At 58.9% G+C, this 23423-nt stretch carries 27 protein-coding genes; 24 read left to right on the top strand and 3 right to left on the bottom strand.

The genetic code is table 11. From position 1 onward, the window contains the following. Complete coding sequence (locus VXK30_RS16055) at positions 1-375, bottom strand: GntR family transcriptional regulator (protein WP_275717643.1); 375 nt, start codon at positions 373-375, stop codon at positions 1-3. Positions 376-584: 209 nt separating this feature from the next. On the opposite strand from VXK30_RS16055, the gene VXK30_RS16050 reads away from it, so the two are divergent. From VXK30_RS16050 to hflX, 16 genes are all read left to right on the top strand, one after another. Further along, a complete protein-coding gene (locus VXK30_RS16050) occupies positions 585-911 on the top strand; it encodes a hypothetical protein (protein ID WP_275717644.1) in 327 nt (108 codons plus the stop codon). Beyond that, entirely contained in the window at positions 901-2157 is a 1257-nt protein-coding gene (locus VXK30_RS16045) for a PBSX family phage terminase large subunit (RefSeq protein WP_275717645.1), read from the top strand. Before VXK30_RS16050 ends, VXK30_RS16045 begins: the two co-directional genes overlap by 11 nt. Further along, positions 2154-3278, top strand: coding sequence for a serine/threonine protein phosphatase (locus tag VXK30_RS16040; RefSeq protein ID WP_275717646.1), 1125 nt, complete (start codon positions 2154-2156; stop codon positions 3276-3278). The genes VXK30_RS16045 and VXK30_RS16040 overlap by 4 nt, the downstream gene beginning before the upstream one ends. A gap of 15 nt (positions 3279-3293) precedes the next feature. Beyond that, complete coding sequence (locus VXK30_RS16035; RefSeq protein WP_275717647.1) at positions 3294-4256, top strand: hypothetical protein; 963 nt, start codon at positions 3294-3296, stop codon at positions 4254-4256. Between the two features lie 21 nt (positions 4257-4277). Continuing rightward, on the top strand, positions 4278-4625 hold the full coding sequence (locus VXK30_RS16030; protein ID WP_275717648.1) for a hypothetical protein: 348 nt from the start codon (positions 4278-4280) through the stop codon (positions 4623-4625). A gap of 17 nt (positions 4626-4642) precedes the next feature. Then, on the top strand, positions 4643-5656 hold the full coding sequence (locus tag VXK30_RS16025; RefSeq protein ID WP_275717649.1) for a phage major capsid protein: 1014 nt from the start codon (positions 4643-4645) through the stop codon (positions 5654-5656). Between the two features lie 10 nt (positions 5657-5666). Next, positions 5667-6023: a hypothetical protein gene (locus VXK30_RS16020; RefSeq protein WP_275717650.1), complete on the top strand. Its 357-nt coding sequence runs from the start codon at positions 5667-5669 to the stop codon at positions 6021-6023. Next, the gene (locus VXK30_RS16015) at positions 6020-6697 is read left to right on the top strand and encodes a hypothetical protein (protein ID WP_275717651.1); all 678 of its coding nucleotides are present in this window, start codon (positions 6020-6022) and stop codon (positions 6695-6697) included. The genes VXK30_RS16020 and VXK30_RS16015 overlap by 4 nt, the downstream gene beginning before the upstream one ends. 78 nt (positions 6698-6775) lie before the next feature. Then, on the top strand, positions 6776-7297 hold the full coding sequence (locus VXK30_RS16010) for a LysM peptidoglycan-binding domain-containing protein (RefSeq protein WP_275717652.1): 522 nt from the start codon (positions 6776-6778) through the stop codon (positions 7295-7297). Then, on the top strand, positions 7294-8193 hold the full coding sequence (locus VXK30_RS16005; protein WP_275717653.1) for a hypothetical protein: 900 nt from the start codon (positions 7294-7296) through the stop codon (positions 8191-8193). Before VXK30_RS16010 ends, VXK30_RS16005 begins: the two co-directional genes overlap by 4 nt. 5 nt (positions 8194-8198) lie before the next feature. Next, positions 8199-8537 carry a hypothetical protein gene (locus tag VXK30_RS16000; RefSeq protein WP_275717654.1) on the top strand — a complete coding sequence of 113 codons (339 nt, stop codon included), beginning with the start codon at positions 8199-8201 and terminating at the stop codon, positions 8535-8537. Position 8538: 1 nt separating this feature from the next. After that, a complete protein-coding gene (locus VXK30_RS15995; RefSeq protein WP_275717655.1) occupies positions 8539-8874 on the top strand; it encodes a histidine kinase in 336 nt (111 codons plus the stop codon). Then, positions 8874-9950: a baseplate J/gp47 family protein gene (locus VXK30_RS15990; protein WP_275717656.1), complete on the top strand. Its 1077-nt coding sequence runs from the start codon at positions 8874-8876 to the stop codon at positions 9948-9950. The genes VXK30_RS15995 and VXK30_RS15990 overlap by 1 nt, the downstream gene beginning before the upstream one ends. Then, positions 9947-10528, top strand: a complete 582-nt coding sequence (locus VXK30_RS15985) for a hypothetical protein (protein WP_275717657.1) — start codon at positions 9947-9949, stop codon at positions 10526-10528. Before VXK30_RS15990 ends, VXK30_RS15985 begins: the two co-directional genes overlap by 4 nt. Before the next feature lie 11 nt (positions 10529-10539). Further along, positions 10540-11007 (top strand): hypothetical protein, encoded by a 468-nt coding sequence (locus tag VXK30_RS15980; RefSeq protein ID WP_275717658.1) that lies wholly within the window; start codon positions 10540-10542, stop codon positions 11005-11007. A 67-nt stretch (positions 11008-11074) separates the two neighbouring features. Beyond that, positions 11075-12334 (top strand): GTPase HflX, encoded by a 1260-nt coding sequence (hflX, locus tag VXK30_RS15975; protein ID WP_275717659.1) that lies wholly within the window; start codon positions 11075-11077, stop codon positions 12332-12334. A gap of 52 nt (positions 12335-12386) precedes the next feature. Here hflX and VXK30_RS15970 read toward each other — a convergent pair whose 3' ends face one another. Further along, on the bottom strand, positions 12387-12890 hold the full coding sequence (locus tag VXK30_RS15970) for a flavin reductase family protein (RefSeq protein ID WP_275717660.1): 504 nt from the start codon (positions 12888-12890) through the stop codon (positions 12387-12389). Positions 12891-13086: 196 nt separating this feature from the next. Between VXK30_RS15970 and VXK30_RS15965 the strand changes: the two genes are divergently transcribed. The 7 genes from VXK30_RS15965 to argF all read left to right on the top strand — a co-directional run bounded on the left by VXK30_RS15965 (position 13087) and on the right by argF (position 21096). Then, positions 13087-14307, top strand: coding sequence for an argininosuccinate synthase (locus VXK30_RS15965; RefSeq protein ID WP_275717661.1), 1221 nt, complete (start codon positions 13087-13089; stop codon positions 14305-14307). Between the two features lie 67 nt (positions 14308-14374). Further along, complete coding sequence (gene argH / locus VXK30_RS15960) at positions 14375-15754, top strand: argininosuccinate lyase (protein ID WP_275717662.1); 1380 nt, start codon at positions 14375-14377, stop codon at positions 15752-15754. Continuing rightward, entirely contained in the window at positions 15751-16785 is a 1035-nt protein-coding gene (gene argC, locus VXK30_RS15955) for an N-acetyl-gamma-glutamyl-phosphate reductase (RefSeq protein WP_275717663.1), read from the top strand. Before argH ends, argC begins: the two co-directional genes overlap by 4 nt. Positions 16786-16798: 13 nt before the next feature. Beyond that, positions 16799-18013 (top strand): bifunctional glutamate N-acetyltransferase/amino-acid acetyltransferase ArgJ, encoded by a 1215-nt coding sequence (argJ, locus tag VXK30_RS15950; RefSeq protein WP_275717664.1) that lies wholly within the window; start codon positions 16799-16801, stop codon positions 18011-18013. Between the two features lie 26 nt (positions 18014-18039). Further along, a complete protein-coding gene (gene argB / locus VXK30_RS15945; protein ID WP_275717665.1) occupies positions 18040-18897 on the top strand; it encodes an acetylglutamate kinase in 858 nt (285 codons plus the stop codon). A 61-nt stretch (positions 18898-18958) separates the two neighbouring features. Beyond that, a complete protein-coding gene (locus VXK30_RS15940; RefSeq protein ID WP_275717666.1) occupies positions 18959-20137 on the top strand; it encodes an aspartate aminotransferase family protein in 1179 nt (392 codons plus the stop codon). A gap of 50 nt (positions 20138-20187) precedes the next feature. Further along, on the top strand, positions 20188-21096 hold the full coding sequence (gene argF / locus VXK30_RS15935; protein ID WP_275717667.1) for an ornithine carbamoyltransferase: 909 nt from the start codon (positions 20188-20190) through the stop codon (positions 21094-21096). 4 nt (positions 21097-21100) lie between these two features. On the opposite strand, the gene VXK30_RS15930 is transcribed toward argF, so the two are convergent. Then, a complete protein-coding gene (locus VXK30_RS15930; RefSeq protein WP_275717668.1) occupies positions 21101-22378 on the bottom strand; it encodes a PepSY1/2 domain-containing protein in 1278 nt (425 codons plus the stop codon). Positions 22379-22565: 187 nt separating this feature from the next. Here VXK30_RS15930 and VXK30_RS15925 point away from each other — a divergent pair, with 187 nt between their 5' ends. Then, complete coding sequence (locus VXK30_RS15925) at positions 22566-23270, top strand: gamma-glutamyl-gamma-aminobutyrate hydrolase family protein (protein WP_275717669.1); 705 nt, start codon at positions 22566-22568, stop codon at positions 23268-23270. Positions 23271-23423: the final 153 nt, after the last annotated feature.

The following is a 23423-nucleotide window of genomic DNA, read 5'->3' as shown; positions in this document are numbered from 1 at the left end:
TTAATCGCCGTTGTACAGCAGGGTGAGCGTTTCGCTGAGCTCCTCCAGCGTAATTCCGCCCGACCTTGCCACATCCACGGCGCTTTGCAGAAGATTTTCCGCTTTGCGCAGCTGCTCCTCGCGGATAAACTCCATGTTTTTCTGCGCGACAAAGCTTCCCTTGCCGGCGACCGTTTCAATAAACCCCTCCCGCTCCAGATCCTCGTAGGCGCGCTTGGTGGTAATGACGCTGATGTGCAGCTCCTTTGCCAGCAGCCGCATGGATGGCAGGGCCTCGCCCGCCTGCAGCGCGCCGGTAATGACGCTGTTTTTGATCTGCTCGGTAATCTGCTCGTAAATCGGTTTCCCGCTTGCATTGCTGATGATGATGTCCAAATGATCACCTCAAAGCGAATCAGGCCGTCGATCAAGCCGCGCACACTTTTCCGACGCCCGACAGTTTTTCGATATGCTAATATTGTATATATTGTATATATACAATAACTCGTATATCCTCCTTTGTCAAGAAATAATTTTTGGTTTCTTTTCCTCTTCTGGGAAATTTACAGGGGCATGCGCCGGAGGGTTGAAAGGAGGCTGAAGGTTTGGAAAGCAATTCGGAAACAGGGGAAAGAACCCGCAAACGGGTGCGCAGGGGATACGAAAGGCTGGCCTACGGCGGGATCGCGGACGCGGTGCGGCTGCTGTTTACGGAGGAGCCCGATCTGGCGGCGCTGGACAAAATGGACCTGTACAACATTGCGGAAATCAAGCGGCCGAAGGGCGGCGGGATGGAGATCAAGTTTTTTGACCGCATCAAAGCCCTGCAGAGTCTGGAAGAGCTGAGCGGGACGGGCGGAGATTCCCTGCCGCTGTACCGCACCCTGCAGGAGTGCGCAAGGTCCCTCGGCGGGGGCGAAGATGGAGTTTAAGACCTTTTCGAGAAAGCAGCTTCAGGCGCTTTCCTGGTGGTGCCCGGGCAGCCCGTATGAAAGCCGGGACGCGGTGATCTGCGACGGGGCGGTGCGCAGCGGAAAAACGCTCTGCCTCGGGATTTCGTTCGTCGCGTGGGCGCTCTGCCGTTTTCAGGACCGCTCGTTCGCCATCTGCGGCAAGACCATCCGCTCCCTGAAACGGAACCTGATTACCACGCTGCTGCCGGCCCTGCAGGAATCGGGCTTCCGGTGCGAGCTGAAGGCTGCGGAAAACCGGCTGGACATTTCCTGCGGAAAGTACTGTGACCGGTTCTATCTGTTCGGCGGGCGGGACGAAGGGTCCTCCGCACTGATTCAGGGAATTACCCTTTCCGGCGTCCTGTTCGACGAGGTGGCGCTGATGCCCCGTTCGTTTGTGGAACAGGCGCTCGCGCGCTGTTCGGTGGAAGGCTCCAAATTCTGGTTCAACTGCAACCCGGAAAACCCGCAGCACTGGTTTTACCGCGAATGGATCCAAAAGGCGGAGCGGAAAAACGCGCTGTACCTGCATTTCACCATGGAGGACAACCCGTCGCTCAGCCCGCAGATCCGCGCGCGGTACCGCGGGCTTTATGCGGGGACGTTTTACGAACGCTTCGTGCTTGGGAAATGGGTGGCGGCGCAGGGGCTTGTCTACCCGTTCATGACGGACGGGATGCTCTGCGCCGCGCCGAAGGACTGCGAAAGCTACGCCGTTTCCTGCGACTACGGCACCGTGAACCCGTCCTCGTTCGGGCTGTGGGGAAAAAAGGAAGGCGTCTGGTACCGGGTGGACGAATATTATTACGATTCGCGCGCCGCGGGCGCTTCCCGCACGGACGAGGAGCATTACGCCGGGCTGGCACAGCTTTGCGGGGAACGCGAAATTGAAAGCGTCGCCGTCGACCCTTCCGCCGCCAGCTTTATTGAGACGGTCCGGCGGCACGGAAAATACCGCGTCCTGCCCGCGCAGAACGAGGTGCTCGACGGCATCCGGCAGGTCAGCGTCGCTTTGAAGCAGGGGGACGTGAAAATCTGCCGCAACTGCGCGGATGCGGTGCGAGAATTCGGCTTGTACCGCTGGAACGATGACAAAAGCCGGGACGCGCCGGTAAAAGAAAACGATCACGCGATGGACGATATCCGGTATTTTGTAACGACGCTTCTCCGCAGGGAGGACGCCTTCTTTGCAATTGCCACGCCGCGCGGGAAAGGAGAGCAATGATAGGAAAAAGACAGAAACCGCAGCCGGTCGCCCGGGCGGTGCAGACCGCGGCGTCCGCTTCGCCCTTTCCCGCGCTGGACGGCTACGTGCCGCTGCAGACGGGTGAAAACAGGCTTTACGCCGCGCTGCGCGAGGCGGTGCCGATCATCGACGCGGGCATCGATAAAATCGTCCGGCTGATCGGCGGCTTTACCGTTCGCTGCGGCGGCGGGAATACGGAAGCCCGCCTGAATTCCTTTTTACAGAACATAAAAGTGAATTCCATGGAGGCGGGCGTACAGAGCTTTTTAAATGACTATTTGTCGCAGCTTCTGACCTACGGCAACGCGGTGGGGGAAATGGTGGTAAGCGGCGGGACCGTCGCCGCGCTGTACAACGCGGGGTTGGAGGACGTGGAGCTGAAGGCCGTCAGCCCGCTGCACACCGAGGTTTACCGCCGCGAGCCGGGCGGAAGCGTAAAGGTGAAATACCCGGAGCTGGTGTTCTGCTCCGCGCTGAATCCCCCGCCCGGAAGCGCACGGGGGGTATCCCTGCTGCACGGGCTGCCGTTCGTCAGCGGAATCCTGATCCGGATTTACAATACCATCGGCGTGAACTGGGAACGGCTGGGAAACGTGCGCTTCGCCGTGACCTATAAGCCCACGAACGACGCGGCGGACAGGGCCTACGCCAAGGAGCGCGCCCAGCAGATCGCCGGGGAGTGGAGCCGCGCGATGCGTAAGGACAGCGTGAGCGATTTTGTGGCTGTCGGGGACGTGAGCATCAAGGCGATCGGCGCGGACAACCAGATCCTGGACAGCGCTGTGCCCGTGCGCGAAATGCTGGAGCAGATCGTGGCGAAGCTGGGTCTGCCGCCGTTTCTGCTGGGACTTTCGTGGTCCTCCACCGAGAGGATGTCGAGCCAGCAGGCGGATATCCTGACCAGCGAGCTGGAAGCGTACCGCCGTATTTTGAATCCGGTCATTTCCCGTATCTGTTCCCTGTGGCTGCGGCTGAACGGACACGAACCGGATTTTACCGTCGAATGGGAGGACATCACGCTGCAGGACGAAATCGAGTCGGCGAACGCGCGGTACCTGAACGCAAAAGCGGAGCAGCTGGAAGCCGCCGCGAAAATGTGAGAAAGGAAGGATGACTTGAAAGAGGGATATGTGCTGAAAAGCAATCAAAAGCCGGACGGGGACGCGCTGGAAAAAATCAACCGCTATACCCGCAGGGAGTTTTCCGCCGAGGAGATTTACACCTTTTCGGTGGTGCTGTGCGACAACGAAATCGACCGCGACTGCGAACGATTTGCGGTGGAGGCGCTGGAAAAGCTGGCGGTGCTGTTCGTGGGGAAAACCGGGATTTTCAACCACAGCATGCAGACGCAGAACCAGACGGCGCGCATTTACGACTGCGCGGTGGAACGGGACGGCGAACGGACGACCGAAGCGGGCGAGCCGTACTGCCGCCTGGTGGCGCGGGCGTATCTGCCGAAAAGCGACAAAAACCGCGATCTGATTCTGGAGCTGGACAGCGGGATCAAAAAGGAAGTCAGCGTGGGCTGCGCGGTCAAAAAGGTCACTTGCAGCATCTGCGGCGCGGACCTGAAAAAGGGCGGCTGCGCCCATGGGAAAGGAAAAAGTTACGGCGGGAAAACCTGCTGCGCGGTTTTAAGCGAGCCGACGGACGCCTATGAATGGTCGTTTGTGGCGGTGCCCGCCCAGCGGGAGGCCGGAGTGATCAAGAACTTTTCCACCGAAAACGCGGAAGAGGTGGAAAAAACGCTCGCGCTCGCAAACGGGGAGATCACCCTGAGCGCGGAGCAGGCGCACCGGCTTTCCAAACGGCTGGAAGCGCTGAAAGAGCGGGCCGAGTGCGGGAAGCTGTACCGCGGCGAGCTGGAAAACAGCTTCGTGAAATACGCGGGCATCGCGCAACCGGAAATCCCGGCGCGGACGGCGGCGCGCGTCGCCGCCGAAATGGAGCTCGGGGACCTGAAATGCTTTGAAAAGGCATACCGCAAAAAGGCGGAGGAGGTTCTGCCTCTGGCTCCGCAGCTTGCTGCGGCGCGCCGGGCCGAGGATTTCGGGTTCAATGCGGAATTTAAAATATAAAGAACAAACGGAGGAGAGAAAATGAACATTTCTTTGAACGGTTATGGGGAACAGGTGGCTACTTTTGAGGCGGAAACCGGCGTGGTTCCGGGAATTCCGGTAAAAATGACCGGAAACGGCCTTGTCGGCGCGGGGCAGGCGCAGGACGAATTCTGCGGGGTGGCGGTTTCCGTGCGCGGGGGCTTCGCGGCGGTACAGCTGCGCGGCTATGTGACGGTGCCGTATTCCGGGACCGCTCCGGCGGCCGGATACCGGTTCCTGAGCTGTGACGGGAACGGCGGGGTACGGGTACAGGCCGAAAGCACGGGCAGGAGCCTGCTTGTCACCGACGCGGATGTTACGGCGCAGACCTGCGGAATCATTCTTTAATAACGGGAGGAAAAAAGATGGCATTTTATGAATCGGTAAAACTCGAAAAAGGAATGTACGGCACACCGGGGAAAAGCTTTACGGAGGTTCTGGAAAGCCTGGACCCCACCGAAAATTACGCGGGCACCGGGTTGGAAGGGCTTGACGCGTACCAAAGACAGCTGAAACGCTTCGACATCCGCGTGAGCGGCGCGGATTCCGACCGGCTCGAAAAGTTTTTCCAGACGGCGGATTCCTCGGCGCTTTTCCCGGAGTACGTCAACCGCGCGGTGCGTCAGGGAATGGAGCTGGCGAACCTGCTGCCGAACCTCGTCGCGACGACGACCAACATCGGCTCCATGGATTACCGCACCATTACGTCCAATCCGGGCAGGGACGACAAGGCGCTCAAGCCCGTCGCGGAGGGCGCGCAGATTCCGCAGACCGTCGTCAGGACGCAGGACCATCTGGTCAGGCTGCAGAAACGCGGCAGGATGCTGGTCGCGAGCTACGAGGCGCTCCGCTTCCAGAAGCTGGACCTGTTCACCGTCACCCTGCGCCAGATCGGCGCTTATATCGCCCGCGCGCAGCTTGCGGACGCGGTGGAGGTGCTGCTGCACGGGGACGACGGCCAGTCGCCCGCCGGTACGGTGGAAACGGCCGGGGCCAAACCGGATTACGCCGATATGGTGAACCTGTGGGGCTCCCTTGCGCCGTATTCGCTCAATACCCTACTGGCTTCCACGGCGACCGTAAAGGATATCCTGTCCATCGGCGAGTTTAAGGACGCGAACGCGGGACTGAATTTTCAGGGTACCGGCAAGCTGGCCGCCCCGCTCGGCGCGAACCTTCTGCATGTGCCGGATCTGGAGGACAACCGGATCATCGGGCTCGACAAAACCTGCGCGCTGGAAATGGTGCAGGCCGGAGGGGTGCGGACCGATTACGACAAGCTGATCGACCGTCAGCTGGAGCGCGCCGCCATCACCGCGATCGCGGGGTTTGCCAAGATTTTCGACAGCGCCGTCAAGGTGCTGGGCTATCAGTCCTGAGGGCGACGATATGGTGATTGAGGATGTGGCCGAACGCTTTGCGCTGATGGCGGACTTAAACGCCGAGTCCGCCGCCCGGTTCCTGCCCCTGTGCGAGGACGCGATGACGGAAATCGGCCGCCGCGTCAAAGAGGACGTTCCCGAAGCGCAGGGGCTTCTGTGCGCGGCGGCGGCTTCGCTCGCGCTGTACCGCTGGGCGGTGACGACGGCGGGGGCCGGGGTGGAGAGCTTTTCGGCGGGGGATATCAGGGTGACGAAAAGCTGCGCCGGTGTGGAAATGGCCAGACAGGCGTGGCGGGAATCCGCCGCCGCCGCGGCCCCGTATTTAAAGGACGACGGTTTTTTATTTGAGAGGATCTGCCCATGAAGCGGAAGGAAGCGCTGGAAAGGCTCTTTCAGAAATACGGCGAAAAAGTGATCGTTCGTGACCGGGAAGTCAGCGCGATTTTACGGCCTTTGCAGTACAAAAGCGGCGCGTCCCTGAATCTGCCCACGGAATATTACGATAACCTGCATTACCTTTACACCGGCCCTGCAGGGGAACCGCTTTGTACCGGGGATGCGGTTTCCAGCGGTGCACGCAACTACGTTGTCAAGCGCGCCGACACGGCCCTGATGGCGGGGGAAGAGCTTTACGTCTGGGCGGTTCTGAAGGTGCTGGACGACGGCGCGGACCGGGAGGTGTTTCTGGAAGCGGATGGAAAACGGGCCGCGGTCGCGGACAGCTACACGGTAAAATGCGTGCAGCAAAGCCGCACGGTTTCGGCCTGGGGCGAACAGGACGCGGTTTCCACCGCGCCCGGGCGGATCAGCTATGAGCTGACCGTCCGGAACGTCCGGCCGGAAAACGGCGCGGATCTGTGCGCGCTTTCCGGCTTTTGCCTGATCGCCGCGGGAAACGGCGAAAGGACGGTCTATTCCGGGTGCAGGTGGAAAAACATCACGGCACAGGGCGGGGCGGGCAACACGCCCCGTCAAAGCATGGAGATGGTGGCCGCGGCGCGGACACAGGAAAAGGAGGCGGAAAGCGGTGGACAGTGAGCTGGACGAAATTTCGGAAGGACTGGAACGGGATTTCCGCAGGTACCCCCATCCGCTGGACACGGGGGAGGAAAACGCATGAAAATACAGCCCATGAGCTATAAAAATTATGTGTGGCCCTTTAACCCGAAGCAGGTGGAGGTCGCCTATTCCAGAAATATCCAGAACCTGAAGCTGCCCCTGTACGGGAGCGTTCTGCAGGATCTGGGCTTTGACAAGCGGGTCGTGACTGGGTCGGGGGAATTCATCGGCAGCGGATGCATGGAGGAATTCAGCCGTCTGGCGGCGGTGTTCGCCTCCGGGGAAAGCGGGCTGCTGCGGCTGCCGGGGGACACGCCGTTCCCGGCGGCGTTCGCGTCGCTGAAAATGATCGGCGAAGCCCAGCCGGACTGCGTTTCCTACAGCTTTGTCTTTGTGGAGGACGACGCCGGTCCCAAGGAGGCATCCCTTTCCGAAACAAGCTATGTCTGCAGGGGCGGGGAAAGCCTTTGGGAAGTGGCGAACCTTTACGGGACGGACGTGGACACGCTGAAAGGCCTGAATCCGCTGATCCAGTGGCCGAACGCGCTAAAGGTTGGGCAAAAGGTGGTGCTTCCGTGACCTATGTGGGCGTAACGCCGCAGGGGGTGGGGCTTTTGCTCCCGCCCCCGGTTTCGGCAAGGCTGATTTGCGGGGAGGACGCGCCGGCGGACGGTTTCACCGGCGTGTTCCCGCTTGAAAAAAGCCTGGGGCGGCTGACAGGGCTGAAAATCTATGACCGGAACCGGAAGCTGTGCTTCGACGGAATCGTGGACGAGCAGAAGGAAAGCGTCGGCGGCGGATGGAAGCTGACGCTTTCCGCCCGCAGCCGCGCCGCGCTCCTGCTGGACAACGAGGCCGTTCCGCAGACCTACTGTATGCCGTCGCTGAAGACCGTCTTTGAAAGGCATGTGAAGCCCTACGGCTTTTCGGGCTTTATAGGCGACAGCCGGACCTTTCACGGAACGTACACGGTGACGAAGGGAATGAGCGAGTGGCAGGCCGCCGCCGGATTCTGCACCCGCTTTTTAAAAGTGGCGCCGCGGATTGCGGACGGCACGTTCGACGCGTCCGGCGCGAAGCCGCAGGGGGAGCTGCTGTTTGACAATGCGGGCGGGATCGGGTATACCTCCGTTTCGGTGGAAAACCTGTACTGCAGCGCTCTTTCGGAGGTTCTGGCAAAGTCCGGAAGCGCCGGGACTTACAGCCCGGCTGCACAGAGCGCGGAGGCGGTTTCCCTTGGAATCCGGCGCAGGAGATGCCTTGCGCAGGGCGACGCCGACGGGCTGATCCGCGCCGCGGAGAAAAAGGCGTACCGGGTGACCGCGGACTGTCCGGGGGAAATCGCGGCCGCTCTTTTTACAGCCGCAAGGGTGCGGGACCCGATGCTCGGCACAGTGGAAAAGCTGTATGTTTCACAGACGGAGTACCGCCTGAACGCAGACGGGGAAAGCACCCGGTTTACTTTGAGGAGGTGAGGAGCATGTGGCTTTCACAGCAGGTGATCGCCGCGCAGAACCGGAAAACCGCCGCACAGGTGGCGGAAGTGACCGGGGCGGCGGTGATGCAGGGAGAAAACGAATACCGGAGCATTCCGCTTTTGGGGCCGTGGGGCATCGCCTATCTGCCGCCGAACGCGGCGAAGACGGTCGTTGTCGGCACCGGTTCGGGGAACGCCTGTATCGGCGCGGTGACGGATGAAAAAGGAATCGCCCCGGGCGAGCTGCTGCTGTTTTCGTCCGGCGGAGCGAGCATTTACCTGAAAAACAGCGGAGAGGTCGTCATCAACGGACAGGTCTTTGCCGCTCGGAAGGAGGATTAGCATGGATACGGCGTTAATCGGAGGGGATTTTCTGCCCGGTTCCAACGGCCGCCCAAAGCAGATCGGCGGCGCGCGGGAGCTTTTGCAGCGCGCCGCGGTCCGTTTGACCGTACCGCTCGGCGGCTTCGTGTACGACCCTTCCCTCGGGAGCCGGCTGTATGAACTGAAGCCGGGCGGCAGCGGGCTGAACGAAAAGGCCCTTGCTATGGCGCAGGAAGCGCTCAGGGCCCTGCCGCAGGTCACGGTGGAGAACGCGGAATGCTCGGGGGACCCGCCGGCCGCGGTGGTCACGCTGAGCTGCGGCGGGGAAAAAGCGGAGATAGAGGTGAAATTTTAGTGTACAGCTACAAGGAGATATTGACGCGGATGCAGGATGAGTTTACGTCCCTTGCCGGATACGCCCCGGACGACGCTTCGGACATCGGCATCCGTATGAAGGTGCTGGCAGGGGAGCTTTATTCGATCGGCAGCGCGGTGGACTGGCTGAAAATGCAGACGTTCGCGCAGAGCGCGCAGGGGGAGCAGCTTGAGCTGCGCGCGCAGGAGCGCGGGCTTCAGCGCAAGCAGCCGGTGGCGGCCCGGGGAAGCATCGTCTTTCAGCGCGCCGCGCCGCTCTGGTACGACGTTCCGGTTCCCGCCGGAACGGTCTGCGCGGCCTTTGGCGACGAGCCGGTACGGTACGTCACGACCGAAAGCGCCCTGCTGAGAAACGGCGAGCTGAGCGTCGAGGTCCCGGCAAAAGCGGAACAGGGCGGGAAAAGCGGGAACACGCAGCCGGGCACCGTCACCGTCATGGTCACGCCGCCGCCCGCCATAGAAAGCGCGTCGAATCCGTCCGCCTTCACCGGAGGGGAGGACGGCGAAAGCGACAGCGAGCTGCGCGCCCGTCTGATGCAGAGTTACGCGAGCATTTCCAACGGCACCAACGCGGCCTTTTACCGCGAATGCGCTTTGAAGTACGACGGCGTTTACTCCGTGGGCGTGGTACCGCGCGAAAACGGAGCGGGAACGGTCGGACTCTACCTTGGCGGCAGGGGAGCCGCTCCCCTGCCGGAAATCGTCGGCCGGGTGCAGAATGATCTGAACCTGCTGCGTGAAGTGAACGTCGACGTGAAGGTTGCGGCGGCGCAGACCGTCCCGGTGGAGATCGACATTGCCGTTACCCCGGCGGACGCCGTTTCCGAACAGGATGCGAAGGCCGCCTGCGAACAGGCGGTCAGGGAATACTTTGACGAGCTGTCGGTCGGGGAGCCGGTGATTGTGACCGCGCTGGGCGTATGGGTTTTCGCGACGGGAAAGATCAAAAATTATCTCTTTAACACATCCGTGACCATGGACAGGAAGATCGGCGCGAATCAGCTTGCGGTCTGCGGCACGGTGCGGGTGGGGCATTACGCGGGGGTTGGGCAATGAAAGCTTTGGAATCGATGATCGCGAAAATGAAAGCGGTAAAGCTCTATTCGCTCAGCGGGAATACCACCGTGGACTGTGAGCTGCGGGCGTACGCGCAGGGGTTTGCCATGGTCTGCGGCGAGCTGGAAACGCTGCAGCGGGAAAGCTTTGTCGCCACCGCGTCGGATTACGGGCTGGAAAATGCCGAGAAGCTTTTGCGGATCGGCGCGCAGGGAAACGGGGAAGAACGGCGCAATGCCGTCATGAAGCGCTGCGCCGTTACGCCGAACGATTTTACCGTGAGCGATATGGAGCAGATTTTTGCGATGGAGGGCGTCGATGCCCGAATCTGCGAACGGTTCGCCGATCAATGCATTTATGTAAACTGCATGGACGCGTCGTTCACGGAAGAAAAGAAAGAAGCCGTTTTGCAGACTGCCAAAAACTACCTTCCCGCACATTTGAACGCGGAACTGGATTTTAGAAGCATTTCATGGAACAATATCGACGGTGCGGATGAAACGTTTGACACAAAAGACGCTTTTTCCTACACATGGGATGCGATCGACGGTTTCGGCGGCGGAATGGTAAAGATCTGAAGGAGGAAGCAATGCCTACAAACAATAAAACATCCCTGGGACTGAACAGCTGGGTGGGAACCGACAAACCGATGCGCGGCGACTTTGTGGCGGACAACACGCTGCTGGATTCGCTGCTGGCCGCCCATTTCGGAAATACGCAGATGCATTTGTCGCCGGAGGACCGGACTTTGCTCACACAGGCGTTTACCGTCGGAAGCTATTATGGAAACGGAGAAGCCTCACAGGTGATCACGCTGCCGTTTGCGCCCCGATTCGTGCTGGTTTTTATGGAAGGAATGCCCGCAAACGACTATTTTCCGGGCGGCGGATATAACGAAAACAGCTTTGCGGTTGCTGCCCAGACGGGCGAAAGCAGGGGCGTTTCTCTTTCCGAAGGCAAGCTGACGGTGTACCAGACGCAAAATGCACAGGCCGGAGGAATCCTGAATAATTTAAATAGCGATACGAGGAGTTATCTCTATGTCGCTTTTCGATAGAATTTGCATTATTTCGGGTTTTGAGATAAAATAATAGCGGAAAAACAGCGGATCATGCTGAAAGGGGATGGAAAAACTGGATCTGTACGAAAATGAGGAAAAACCGGAGCGCGCGCTGCTGGTGGAAGTCAATACGGGCGAATATGACGCGGAAACTTCGCTGGCGGAGCTGTACGAGCTTGTCAGCAGCGCGGGAGCGGAACCTTTCGGCGCAATCACGCAGAACCGGCCCACTTACGACAACGCTACCTGCGTCGGGTCGGGAATGATGGAGGAAATAGCGGATTTCTGTGAAAAGCATGAAATCGACCTGCTTATTTTTGACTGTGAGCTTTCTCCTACTCAAATCCGGAATATTGAACAGATCAGCAAGGTGCGCGTCGTGGACCGCACGATGCTGATTCTGGATATTTTCGCGGCGCGCGCGAAAAGCAAAGAGGGCCGGCTCCAGGTGGAGCTGGCGCAGCTGAAGTACCTGCTGCCCCGGCTGTCCGGAAAGGGAACGTCGCTTTCCCGCCTCGGCGGCGGAATCGGCACGCGCGGCCCGGGCGAAAGCAAGCTGGAAACCGACCGGCGGCATATCCGCAGGAGGATCGACACGCTCAGGGAGCAGCTGGAAGCGGTGGAAAAGCACCGCAGCCAGATTACCCGCCGCCGTCAGAAGGACGGGGTCGTCACCGTTGCGCTGGTGGGCTACACCAACGCGGGGAAATCCACGCTGATGAATACCCTGACACAGGCCGGGGTGCTGGCGGAAGATAAGCTTTTCGCCACGCTGGACCCCACCGCCCGCTCGCTGAAGCTGCCGAACGGCGCCACGGTGATGCTGATCGACACCGTCGGGCTGGTGCGCCGCCTGCCGCATCATCTGGTGCAGGCTTTCCATTCCACGCTGGAACAGGCTGCCACCGCCGACATCATCCTGAATATCTGCGACGCTTCCAGCCCGGAAGCACAGGAGCATTTGAAAATCACGAAGGACCTTTTGTCGGAGCTTGGCTGCGAGGGAAGGCCGGTGATCCCCGTGTTCAACAAATGCGACCTTCTTCCCGCGGCCAACATCATCCCGTTTATGGGCAATTCCGTACGGATCAGCGCGGCGACGGGTGCGGGGATCGAAAAACTGCTCAGCGCGATCGAGGAGAATCTGCCGGTCAAAAGCAAACGGGTGAAGATGCTGCTTCCGTTTTCGCAAAGCGGCCTTGCGGCGCAGATCCGCCGCGAGGGGACGGTGGAAAACGAGGAGTACACTGACCTCGGGCTGGTGCTGACGGCACAGGTCCCGTCGACCTTGGACGGTTCCATCGGAAAATATATCATTGAATGAAAAGAGCCGGTTCCCGCAGCAGGGAACCGGCTCTTTTACGTTTTTTTGAGGGCTACGCTTTTTCCAGTACCTTTACGATTTCACCGACGAACATCTTGTGGTAGTCCTTCTGGGGATAGCACTTTCCGTCGATCGCGGGGTCGATAAAGCAGGCGGGGTCAATGGGCTGCCCGTGCAGCTTGCGGCAGATGAAAACGAGCTTTGCCTCTTCAAAATAAGGCGCGGCTTCGTCGTAAACGGGCGTCAGGCCGGCGTCTTTGATTTTGTCGGTATCGCGGCCGGAGCGGCTGCCGCAGCAGTTCAGGGCCTTGCGCTGAGACTCGTCGAAGAAGCAGAGGGAATAAAAATCCTCTTTTTCGACGAATTCGAGAGTATAACGCTGCGGACGGATAAAAATAAAGGAAACGTATCGGTTCCAAAGCTCGCCCAGAGCGCCCCAGCTGGCCGTCATGGTGTTGCACTTTTCCCGGCTGCCCGCGGTAATCAGCATCCACTCCTTATCGATCTTGGTGAATGGATTAAAATTCATGGTGGTAATGTCGATTTGCTGAAACATCAAAAACACCTCCGTTAAATTGGTCCTTGTTTCTATTTTATTTTACCACGTTTGGATATATCTCACAATCAAAAATAATTTGATTTGGATGTTTTTATCTATTAAAGATAAAATGAATATTTATGCACAAAATGCTTGAATTACCGTATAAATAGTGTATAATAAAACACAACAAAACAAACGGGAGGCCTATGCAATGGAAAACAAGATTAAAAAAGTCGTTCTCGCCTATTCCGGCGGATTGGATACTTCGATTATTATTCCCTGGCTGAAGGAAAATTATAACAACTGCGAGGTCGTCGCGGTCGCCGCGGACGTCGGGCAGGGCGCAGAGCTGAACGGCCTTGAGGAAAAGGCGAAAAAGACGGGCGCGTCAAAGCTGTATATCGCCGACCTGAAAAAGGCGTTCGCCGAAGATTATATCTGGCCGACGCTCAAGGCCGGGGCGGTGTACGAGAACAAATATCTGCTCGGGACCTCCTTTGCAAGGCCGCTGATCGCGAAAAGGCTGGTGGAAATCGCCCAGGCCGAGGGCGCGGACGCCATCTGCCACGGCTGCACCGGCAAAGGCAACGACCAGGTGCGGTTTGAGCTTGCCATCAAGGCGTTCGCGCCGAAGATGAAGATCATCGCCCCGTGGAGGGAGTGGTCCATCAAATCCCGCGACGAAGAGATCGACTACGCCGAGGCGCACAATATTCCGCTGAATATTACGAGGGAGACGAACTACTCCAAGGATAAAAACCTGTGGCATCTTTCCCACGAAGGACTCGATCTGGAGGACCCCGCGAACGAGCCGGCCTATCAGAAGCCGGGCTTCCTGGAGCTGGGCGTTTCGCCGGAGCAGGCGCCCGACAAGCCGACTTACATCACTCTTGCGTTTGAGAAGGGCATCCCGGTGTCCCTTAACGGCAGCAGGCTCTGCGCGGTCGACATGATTGCGCAGCTGAATCAGATCGGCGGGGAAAACGGCATCGGTATCGCGGATATCGTGGAAAACAGGCTGGTGGGCATGAAGTCCCGCGGCGTGTACGAAACCCCGGGCGGCACCATTCTGTACCACGCGCACAACAAGCTGGAAGAGCTCTGCCTTGACAGGGACACCTACCACTACAAGCAGGGCGTGGGCAATAAATTTGCGGAGCTGGTTTATTTCGGCCAGTGGTTCACCCCGCTGCGCGAGGCGCTTTCCGCCTTTGTGGAAAGCACCCAGCAGACCGTGACCGGCGAAGTGAAGCTGAAGCTGTACAAGGGCAATATCATCGACGCGGGGGTCACTTCCCCGTATTCTCTCTATGACGAGGATATTGCGACCTTCAGCGAGGACGAGGTCTACAATCAGGCGGACGCCAACGGGTTTATCAACCTGTTCGGGCTGCCGATTCAGGTACAGGCGCTGAAAAAGCAGAAAAAATAAGGGATCATCCATTTTGGGGCAGGCATACGGTCTGCCCCACATTTTCAATAAACGGAGTGTGTGTGACTTGAAGCTGTGGGCGGGAAGATTCCATAAGGAACTCGATCAGAAAACCAATGATTTTAATTCATCCATTTCCTTTGACAGCCGGATGGCAAGGGAAGATATAGAGGGCAGTATCGCCCACGCAGCCATGCTCGGCGCCTGCGGGGTGATCGACGCGGCGGAGAGCGAAAAAATCTGTGCGGAGCTGAAAAAAATCCTCGCGGAGATCGAAAGCGGAACGCTTTCCATCGACGGGGAAGCCGAGGATATCCACACCTTTGTGGAGGGCGAGCTGACCGCGCGGCTGGGAGCCGCGGGCAAACGGCTGCACACCGCGCGCAGCCGGAACGACCAGGTTGCGGTGGACGTGAAGCTGTATCTGAAAAAACAGTGCGTCCTGCTGCACGGCCAGATCAAGGAGCTGATCGGCGTGCTGTGTAAAAAGGCGCTGGAAAACAGCGATGTGGTCATGCCGGGCTACACCCACATGCAGCGCGCGCAGCCCATCACCTTCGGGCACCACCTTCTGGCCTACGCGGAAATGTTCCAGCGCGACCTGTCCCGTCTGGAGGATACCGGAAAGCGCATGGACGAATGCCCGCTCGGCTCCGGCGCGCTGGCGGGGACCACCTATCCGCTGGACCGCGAGATGACCGCTTCGCTTTTGGGCTTTGCCGGGGCGACGAACAACAGCCTCGACGGCGTTTCCGACCGGGATTTCTGCATGGAGCTTGCCGCGGATATCGCCATCGCCATGGTGCACCTTTCCCGGTTTTCGGAGGAAATTATCCTCTGGTGTTCGTGGGAATTCAAATTTGTGGAGCTGGACGATGCGTTTTCCACCGGCTCCAGCATCATGCCGCAGAAAAAGAACCCCGATATCGCGGAGCTGGTCCGCGGCAAGAGCGGGCGCGCCATCGGCGACCTGACCACGCTGCTGACCATGATGAAGGGCCTTCCCCTTGCGTACAACAAGGATATGCAGGAGGATAAGGAAGCGATTTTCGACGCGGCGGACACCCTGCATATGTGCCTGACCGCCTTTATCCCGATGGTGGACACCATGCGGGTGCTGCCTCAGAACATGCGGAAAGCGGCGGCGAAGGGCTTTATCAACGCGACCGACTGCGCCGATTATCTGGTCGGCAAGGGAATGCCCTTCCGCGACGCGTACAAAGTGACCGGCGAACTGGTGGCGTACTGCATTGAAAACGGGCTGACGCTCGAAACCGTGCCGCTTGAGAAGTACAAAGAATTCAGCGGGCTGTTCGACGGCGGGATCTTCGACGCGATTTCGCTGGAAAACTGCGTGAACGGCAGGAAGGTGCTGGGCGGCCCGGCTCCGGAAAATGTGCGCGCACAGGCGGAAAGAGTGCTGAAAAAGCTGGGGGTGCAGCCATGATCCGGGCAGGAGTGGTCGGCGCGACGGGCTACGCGGGCGCGGAGCTCTGCCGGCTGCTGAGCGGGCACCCGCAGGCGGAGCTTGCGGCGGTCAGCTCGGTCAGCTTCGAAGGGCAGGCCCTTTCGGAAATTTACCCGGCGTACCGCGGCGTATGCGACATGGTCTGCGGCACCCAGGGCGAGGTCGTTGAAAAAAGCGACGCGGTCTTTGCCGCGCTGCCCCACGGCCTTTCACAGGAGCTGGCCGCGGAATGCTTCGCAAAGGGAAAGGTCTTTATCGACCTCGGCGCGGATTTCCGGCTGGAAAACGAGGAGGATTACCGCGAGTGGTACGGCGGGACGTTCCTGCATCCCGGCCTTCACGCGCTCGCCGTTTATGCTCTGCCGGAGCTTTTCCGGGAACAGATCCGGGGCAAAAAAATCATTGCGAACCCCGGCTGCTACACCACCGCGGTGCCGCTCGCGTTGGCGCCGGCTTTGAAAAACGGCCTGATTGAGAAGGACGGCATCATTGCCGACTGCAAAAGCGGCGTGACCGGCGCGGGCAGGAAACCGAGCCAGAACACCCATTACCCGGAGCTGAACGAGGGCATGAGCGCCTATAAGGTCGCCTGCCACCGGCATACGCCGGAGATGGAGCAGAGCCTTTCCCATGTGGCGGGCGCGCCGGTGAAGCTGACCTTCGTGCCGCATCTGCTGCCGGTCAACCGGGGAATCCTCGCCACCTGCTACGCGAAGCTGGCCGCGGGAGCGACCATGGAACAGATACAAAAAGCCTATCACGACGCGTACGATTCGGAATATTTTATCCGGCTGCTGCCGCAGGGCATAGAAGCGGACATCAAAAATGTACGATATTCCAATTTCTGCGATATTTCACTCCACGCCGATTCCCGTACCGGCACGCTGGTCGCCATCTCGGCAATCGACAACATGGTCAAGGGCGCGGCGGGGCAGGCAATCCAGAATATGAATCTTGCGTTTGGAATAGAGGAAACAGCCGGGCTGAAAGCATTGCCCCCGGCATTTTAAGGGGATAGTGAAAATGGAATGGATCGAGGGCGGCGTTACCGCCGCACAGGGCTTTACCGCAGCGGGGATTTACAGCGGAATCCGCAAAAACAAATCGAAGCCGGATCTCGCGATGATTTATGCAAAGGTTCCGTGTTCCGCCGCGGCCGTCTATACGCAGAACTTAGTCAAGGGCGCGCCGGTTGTGGTGACGCGGAAAAATATCGCCGACGGCAAAGCGCAGGCGGTGATCTGCAATTCGGGCAACGCCAATACCTGCAACGCCGACGGCGAGGAAAAGGCGTGGAGGATGTGCGAAATTGCCGCGAAGGAGCTCGGCATTGCGCCGCAGGACGTGGTCGTCGCCTCCACCGGGGTCATCGGCCAGGTGCTGCCGATCGAACCGATCGAACAGGCCGCTCCCGCGCTGGCAAAGGCGCTTTCGCCCGACGGCTCGGGGGACGCCGCGAGGGCGATTATGACGACGGACACCGAAATGAAAAATTTAGCGGTCAGGCTGACCATCGGCGGAAAATCCGTCCATATCGGCGGCATTGCGAAGGGCTCCGGCATGATTCATCCGAATATGGCGACCATGCTCTGCTTTCTGACCACGGACGCCGCGATTTCGGCCTGCGCGCTGAACGCCGCTTTGAAGGAAGCGGTGCACGTCAGCTTCAATATGGTCAGCGTCGACGGCGATACCTCCACCAACGACATGACCGCCGTCCTTGCCTCCGGCCTCGCCGGGAACGGGGAAATCACGGGGGAATCTGAAGATTACCATCTTTTTGTGCAGGGCCTGACCGCCCTTTGCACCGCGCTCGCGAGAAAAGTCGCAAAGGACGGCGAGGGCGCGACCAAGCTTTTGGTCTGCCGGGTAACGGGCGCGAAAAGCGAAAAGGACGCGCGGCTGGTTGCCAAAAGCGTGATCTGCTCCAGCCTGTTCAAGGCGGCGATGTTCGGAGCAGACGCGAACTGGGGGCGCGTTCTGTGCGCGATCGGCTACGCGGGCGCGGATGTGGACGTAAGCTTGGTGGACGTCACGTTTGAATCGAAGGCGGGCCGCATAGAGGTCTGTAAAAACGGCACGGGAATCGATTTTGACGAGGATGAGGCAAAGAAAATCCTGACGCAGGAGGAAATCAATGTGGATGTGGCGCTGAACGGCGGAGAGTTCCGCGCCTGCGCGTTCGGCTGCGACCTCACCTACGACTATGTAAAAATCAACGGGGATTACCGGAGCTGAGGAACGCGGGCGGAGGAAGGAACAGTATGGATATCAGCAATGCGGACCGGGCGCGGGTTCTGGTGCAGGCCCTGCCGTATATACAGAAATACGCGGGCAAGACGGTCGTTGTAAAATACGGCGGAAACGCCATGGTGAACGAGGACCTGAAGGACGCGGTCATGAGCGATATCGTTCTGATGCAGCTCGTCGGCATCAACGTGGTGCTGGTGCACGGCGGCGGTCCGGAAATCAGCGCGATGCTCAAAAAGATCGGCAAGGAAAGCCGTTTTGTCGGCGGGCTGCGCGTGACCGACGCGGAAACTGTGGACGTTGTGCAGATGGTGCTGGCGGGCAAGGTCAACAAGGACCTCGTCCAGCTTCTGGAACGGCACAACGGCCGGGCCATCGGCCTGTGCGGGCTGGACGGCGGCATGATGAAGGCAAAAAAGCTCGCTGCGGGGGAGGACCTCGGCTTTGTGGGCGAAATTACCGAAGTGAATACCGAAATCGTTTCCCAGACCACGGCAAACGGCTATGTGCCGATTGTGGCGACCGTAGCCGGCGGCGAAAACGGGGAAGTGTACAATATCAACGCGGACATCGCCGCGGCGCGCATCGCGGCGGAAATGGGCGCGATCAAGCTGATCCTGATGACGGACATCAAAGGGCTTCTCAGCGATAAGGAAGACGAAAGCACCCTGATTCCGGTCGTCAACGTCAGCGACGTGCCGAAGCTGCAGAATCAGGGCATCATCAGCGGGGGCATGATCCCGAAAATCGACTGCTGCGTCGAAGCCGTGCGGCGGGGCGTGAGCCGGGCGCACATCATCGACGGGCGTATCCCGCACTCCATTCTGATCGAGCTTTTTTCAGACGAGGGCATCGGCACGATGTTCTGCTGATTGATCGAACGACCGGGGAATGCCGTACGGGGAAAATGGAATCATAATAGGGGTGACAGAAATGACCTTGGAAGAAATTCAGGAACAGGACCACAGGTATCTTATGCAGACCTACGGGCGGTTTCCCGTGGCGCTTGTTTCCGGCCACGGCGCGACCGCGGTGGACTGCAACGGAAAAGAGTATATCGATTTTACAAGCGGAATCGGCGTCAATTCGCTGGGCTACTGCGACGAACGATGGACGCGGGCCGTCGCGAAACAGGCGGCGACTTTGCAGCATACCTCCAATTTATACTATCAGCCCATGCAGACAAAGCTGGCGGAAAAGCTTTGCGCCCTGACCGGGTTTTCAAAGGTCTTTTTCGGGAATTCCGGCGCGGAGGCAAACGAATGCGCGGTCAAGGTGGCGCGAAAGTACGCCGCCGACAAATACGGAAAAAACCGGTGCCGGATCGTCACCCTGCAAAATTCGTTCCACGGCCGCACCCTCACCACGCTGGCGGCGACCGGGCAGGACGCGTTCCATGAAAAATTTACCCCGCTGACACAGGGCTTTTCCTACGCGTTTCCCAACATGGACAGCGTAAAGGAAAATGTGTCGGGGGACACCTGCGCGGTGATGATCGAGCTGGTGCAGGGCGAGGGCGGCGTTCTGCCGCTAAAAGACGGCTTTGTAAAGGAACTGGCCGCGTTCTGCGGGGAGCGGGATATTCTGCTCATCGTCGACGAGGTTCAGACGGGCGTCGGCCGTACGGGGAAACTGTACTGCTTCCAGAATTACGGGGTCATGCCGGATATCCTGACCAGCGCGAAGGGCCTCGGCGGAGGACTGCCGGTCGGCGCGTGCCTCTGTACCGAGCGCCTCGGCGGGGTGATGGACGCCGGTTCGCACGGCTCCACCTTCGGCGGCAACCCGGTCGTCTGCGCGGGAGCGCTCGCGGTGCTGGACGTGGTCGGGGACGGGGGCTTTTTACGGGAGGTGCGTGAAAAGGGCGCGTACCTTACGGAAAAGCTTTCCGCCATGGAGGAAATCGAGTTTGTCCGCGGGCTGGGCATGATGCTCGGCGCGAAGCTGAAAAAGGGGAGCGCCAAAGAGGCCGCGCAGAAATGCGCAGAAAGCGGCCTTCTGGTCCTGACGGCAAAAGAGCTGCTCCGCTTCCTGCCGCCGCTGACGATTGCCTATGAAGAGATCGACAAGGGTCTCGCGGTCCTGCAAAAAGTGATCCGGACCCTGAAATAAAGGAAGATAGAAAAACGGTAAAATAACATTTGATTTTTAGGAGGGCAACTATGAAACATCTGCTGAAAATGCTTGACCTGACCAGCGAGGATATCGCCTCCGTCCTGAACCTTGCCGACCAGCTCAAATACGAGCAGAAGCACGGCATCGAGCACCGGCATCTGGCGGGGAAAACGCTGGGAATGATCTTTGAGAAGGCTTCCACCAGGACCCGCGTTTCCTTTGAAGTCGGTATGTACCAGCTGGGCGGACTGCCGATTTTCCTTTCCGCGAAGGATCTTCAGATCGGCCGCGGCGAGCCGGTGCAGGACACCGCCCGCGTGCTTTCCCGCTATCTGGACGGCATCATGATCCGCACCTTCAAGCAGTCGGAGGTCGAAGCGCTGGCACAAAACGGCACCATCCCGATCATCAACGGCCTGACCGACTTTTCCCACCCGTGCCAGGTGCTGGCCGACCTGATGACCATCCGCGAGTACAAGGGCAGCCTTGACGGGCTGAAGATGTGCTACATCGGCGACGGAAACAACATGATGAATTCGCTGATCGTGGGCGGCCTGAAAATGAAGATGGAGGTTGCCGTCGCCTGCCCGAAGGAATACCGTCCGGCCGCCGCGGTCCTCGATTTTGCGGTCACACATCCCGCGTTCAGCATGACCACCGACCCGAAGGAAGCCGCAAAGGGAGCCGACGTGGTGATTACCGACGTGTGGGCCTCCATGGGACAGGAGGAAGAAGCGCAGAAACGCCGCGATGCGTTCAAGGGCTTCCAGATCAATGAGGAAATCATGTCCGCCGCCAAGAGCGACGCCATTGTCCAGCATTGTCTGCCCGCGCACCGCGGCGAGGAAATCACTGCGGAAATGTTTGAAAAACACGCGAAGGAAATTTTTGACGAGGCTGAAAACCGTCTGCACGCGCAGAAAGCCGTGCTGGTCAGCCTGATGGGCGGGAAATAAGGGGTTATTTGACCAGCATCCCGCTGTCGGAAACCTGCAGGATCAGAATCTGTTCCTCCAGTCCGGTGGTTGCGTTGATATAGACCAGGACCTGTTCGTTATTCTGTCCGCTGCATACAAATTCATAGGTGAGCACTTCGCTCAGACCGGGGGTTGGAATCAAAGCCAGCCCTCTTTTTTTGACCGTCAGCTTTTTGCTGACGGAAGCCTGCGCCTGGTCGGCGGTGATTTTCGCGGCCAGCGTCCGGTCATGGTGGTTCATGATATAGCCCGTGGAGTTGAACAGAACGATTTCCCCGTCGTCCAGCGCGACGGAAATTTTGATCAGATCGGGGTAGCAGATAATATCGTCTTTGTAATAGGCGTAGTTGATCATGCAGATGCCGTCGTTGATGACGTAGTAGGTCTGCTTCATATCCGAAATGCCCCGGCCCTTCAAAAAGGCGGCGGCTTTTTTGGACGCGTCCTCGTAGCTGAGGTTTTCGGCGGTCACGTCGCGCGAATTCTCCATGCTGGAAATAAATCCTCCCGCCTTTGTCACACAGATGCGGATACCGCCGTTGTTTGCGGTGAAATTATAGGTGGGCAGGTTCCCCGCCGTGTCCTGCGTATGCGCGAGCTTGTCCTGCGCGGCCCCCAGGAATTCCGCCGCGATACTCTGTGCGTTGCCCTGGGCGATCTGTTCGCGGCCCTCGGTCAGCATCGGCTTCATCTGGCTGATATGGTCGGAGAATGGACCGTCGTAAATCAGCGAAGGGAAGTCGGTAAAGTCCTCCGAGGTTTTCTTGAACTCGCTGGAAAGCTGGTCGGACTGAATATCGGTCTTTACGTTCTGCAGGCCGGACTGCAGCGTTTTGGCGTACTTTTCCAGCTGGTTCATGGTCTTGTAGTCCTCTTCGCTGATCTTCTGTCCGGAAGAGATTTTGGTGGACAGCGTCATGGCGAAATCACCGACCTGAGTAATGAATTTGGTCACGTTGTCCAGCGAATGGTCGGTGACCGGCAGCACCGCCAGCGCGGATTTCGCCATGCTGGATTCCCTCATCAGCTTGGCGGCCAGCCCGTTTTGCTGGGTTGACGTATTTGCGTAGGAGGCCTTGTTCAGCGCGGTCTCAATGTTGGACACGCAGCCGTTCAGGTCGCCTACGGCGCGCTTGTAGTTGTATTCCAGATTCATTTTATATTTGTTTGCGGAAACATAACCCATCGCGGTCGTCGCTCCGAGCGTTACAATCAGCGCAACTACGGCGATCAGCGAAATAATTCTTTTTTTATTCATCATTTTTCACCCCATGACGGTATTTTTTACACGCAAGGCAAAAATATACAGATTTTTCGGTTTGAGGCGGAATCAACATGATATAATAATCGCAAGCGAATATGATATCCGCTTCGCCAATTTATAAAGATACCACAACGGCGCTTTGCGCCTGCGGTATCGTAAAAAAATCAAAGCGGGAGGGATTTTTATGGCAAAACCGGTCATCGGCTTAACGCCGCTTTACGATCCAGAGCAGGAGCGGTTCTGGATGCGCCCGAACTATCTGCGCGCCGTTGAGGAAGCGGGCGGCGTGCCGCTGGTCCTGCCGCTGACGGACGGGGAAGAGGACATTGCCGCGCTGACCGGACTGTGCGACGGATTTCTGTTTACCGGCGGGCCGGACGTACACCCCTCGCTGTTCAACGAAGAGACGCTGCGCTTCTGCGGGCCGATCGATCCGCGGCGCGACCGGTTTGAAATCCTTCTGCTGAACCGGGCAGTAAAGCTCGACAAGCCTGTGCTGGGCATCTGCAGGGGCATCCAGCTGATGAATGTGGCGCTCGGCGGCAGCCTGTATCAGGATATCTCGGCGCAGGTGCAGGGACTGCCGGTCGCCCATTACCAGAAGCCTCCCTACGATGTGGCGGTGCACGGCATTGACATCGAAAAGGAAAGCCCGCTCTGCGCCATCCTTCATAAAACGAAAATGACGGTCAACAGCATGCACCATCAGGCGGTAAAGGACCTTGCGCCGCCGCTCCGGTGCGCCGCCAGCTCGGCGGACGGATTGGCGGAGTGCGTCTGGATGCCGGAAAAGCGGTTTTTTCTGGGGGTGCAGTGGCATCCGGAGTATTTATTTGGTTCGGAGAGCGGGGACCTTTTCCGCGCTTTCCTCGGCGCCGCGAGGGAATAATGATCCTTTCCGTATGCGGCGGCGGGCCGTTTTTCTTTGCCATTACTTGCTATTTTTTGTGTGCGAAAGTATAATAGGTAGTATTGCAGTACCGACATTACGGGAAAGAAACCGGAGCAGAAAATTGCTGTGACTGAAAAACAAGCCGGAGGC

It is taken from the genome of Caproiciproducens sp. CPB-2, assembly GCF_036287215.1.
GTDB lineage: Bacteria > Bacillota > Clostridia > Oscillospirales > Acutalibacteraceae > Caproiciproducens.
The sequence above is the reverse complement of the archived record's forward strand: the minus strand, read 5'-3'. Positions and strand labels throughout refer to the sequence as shown.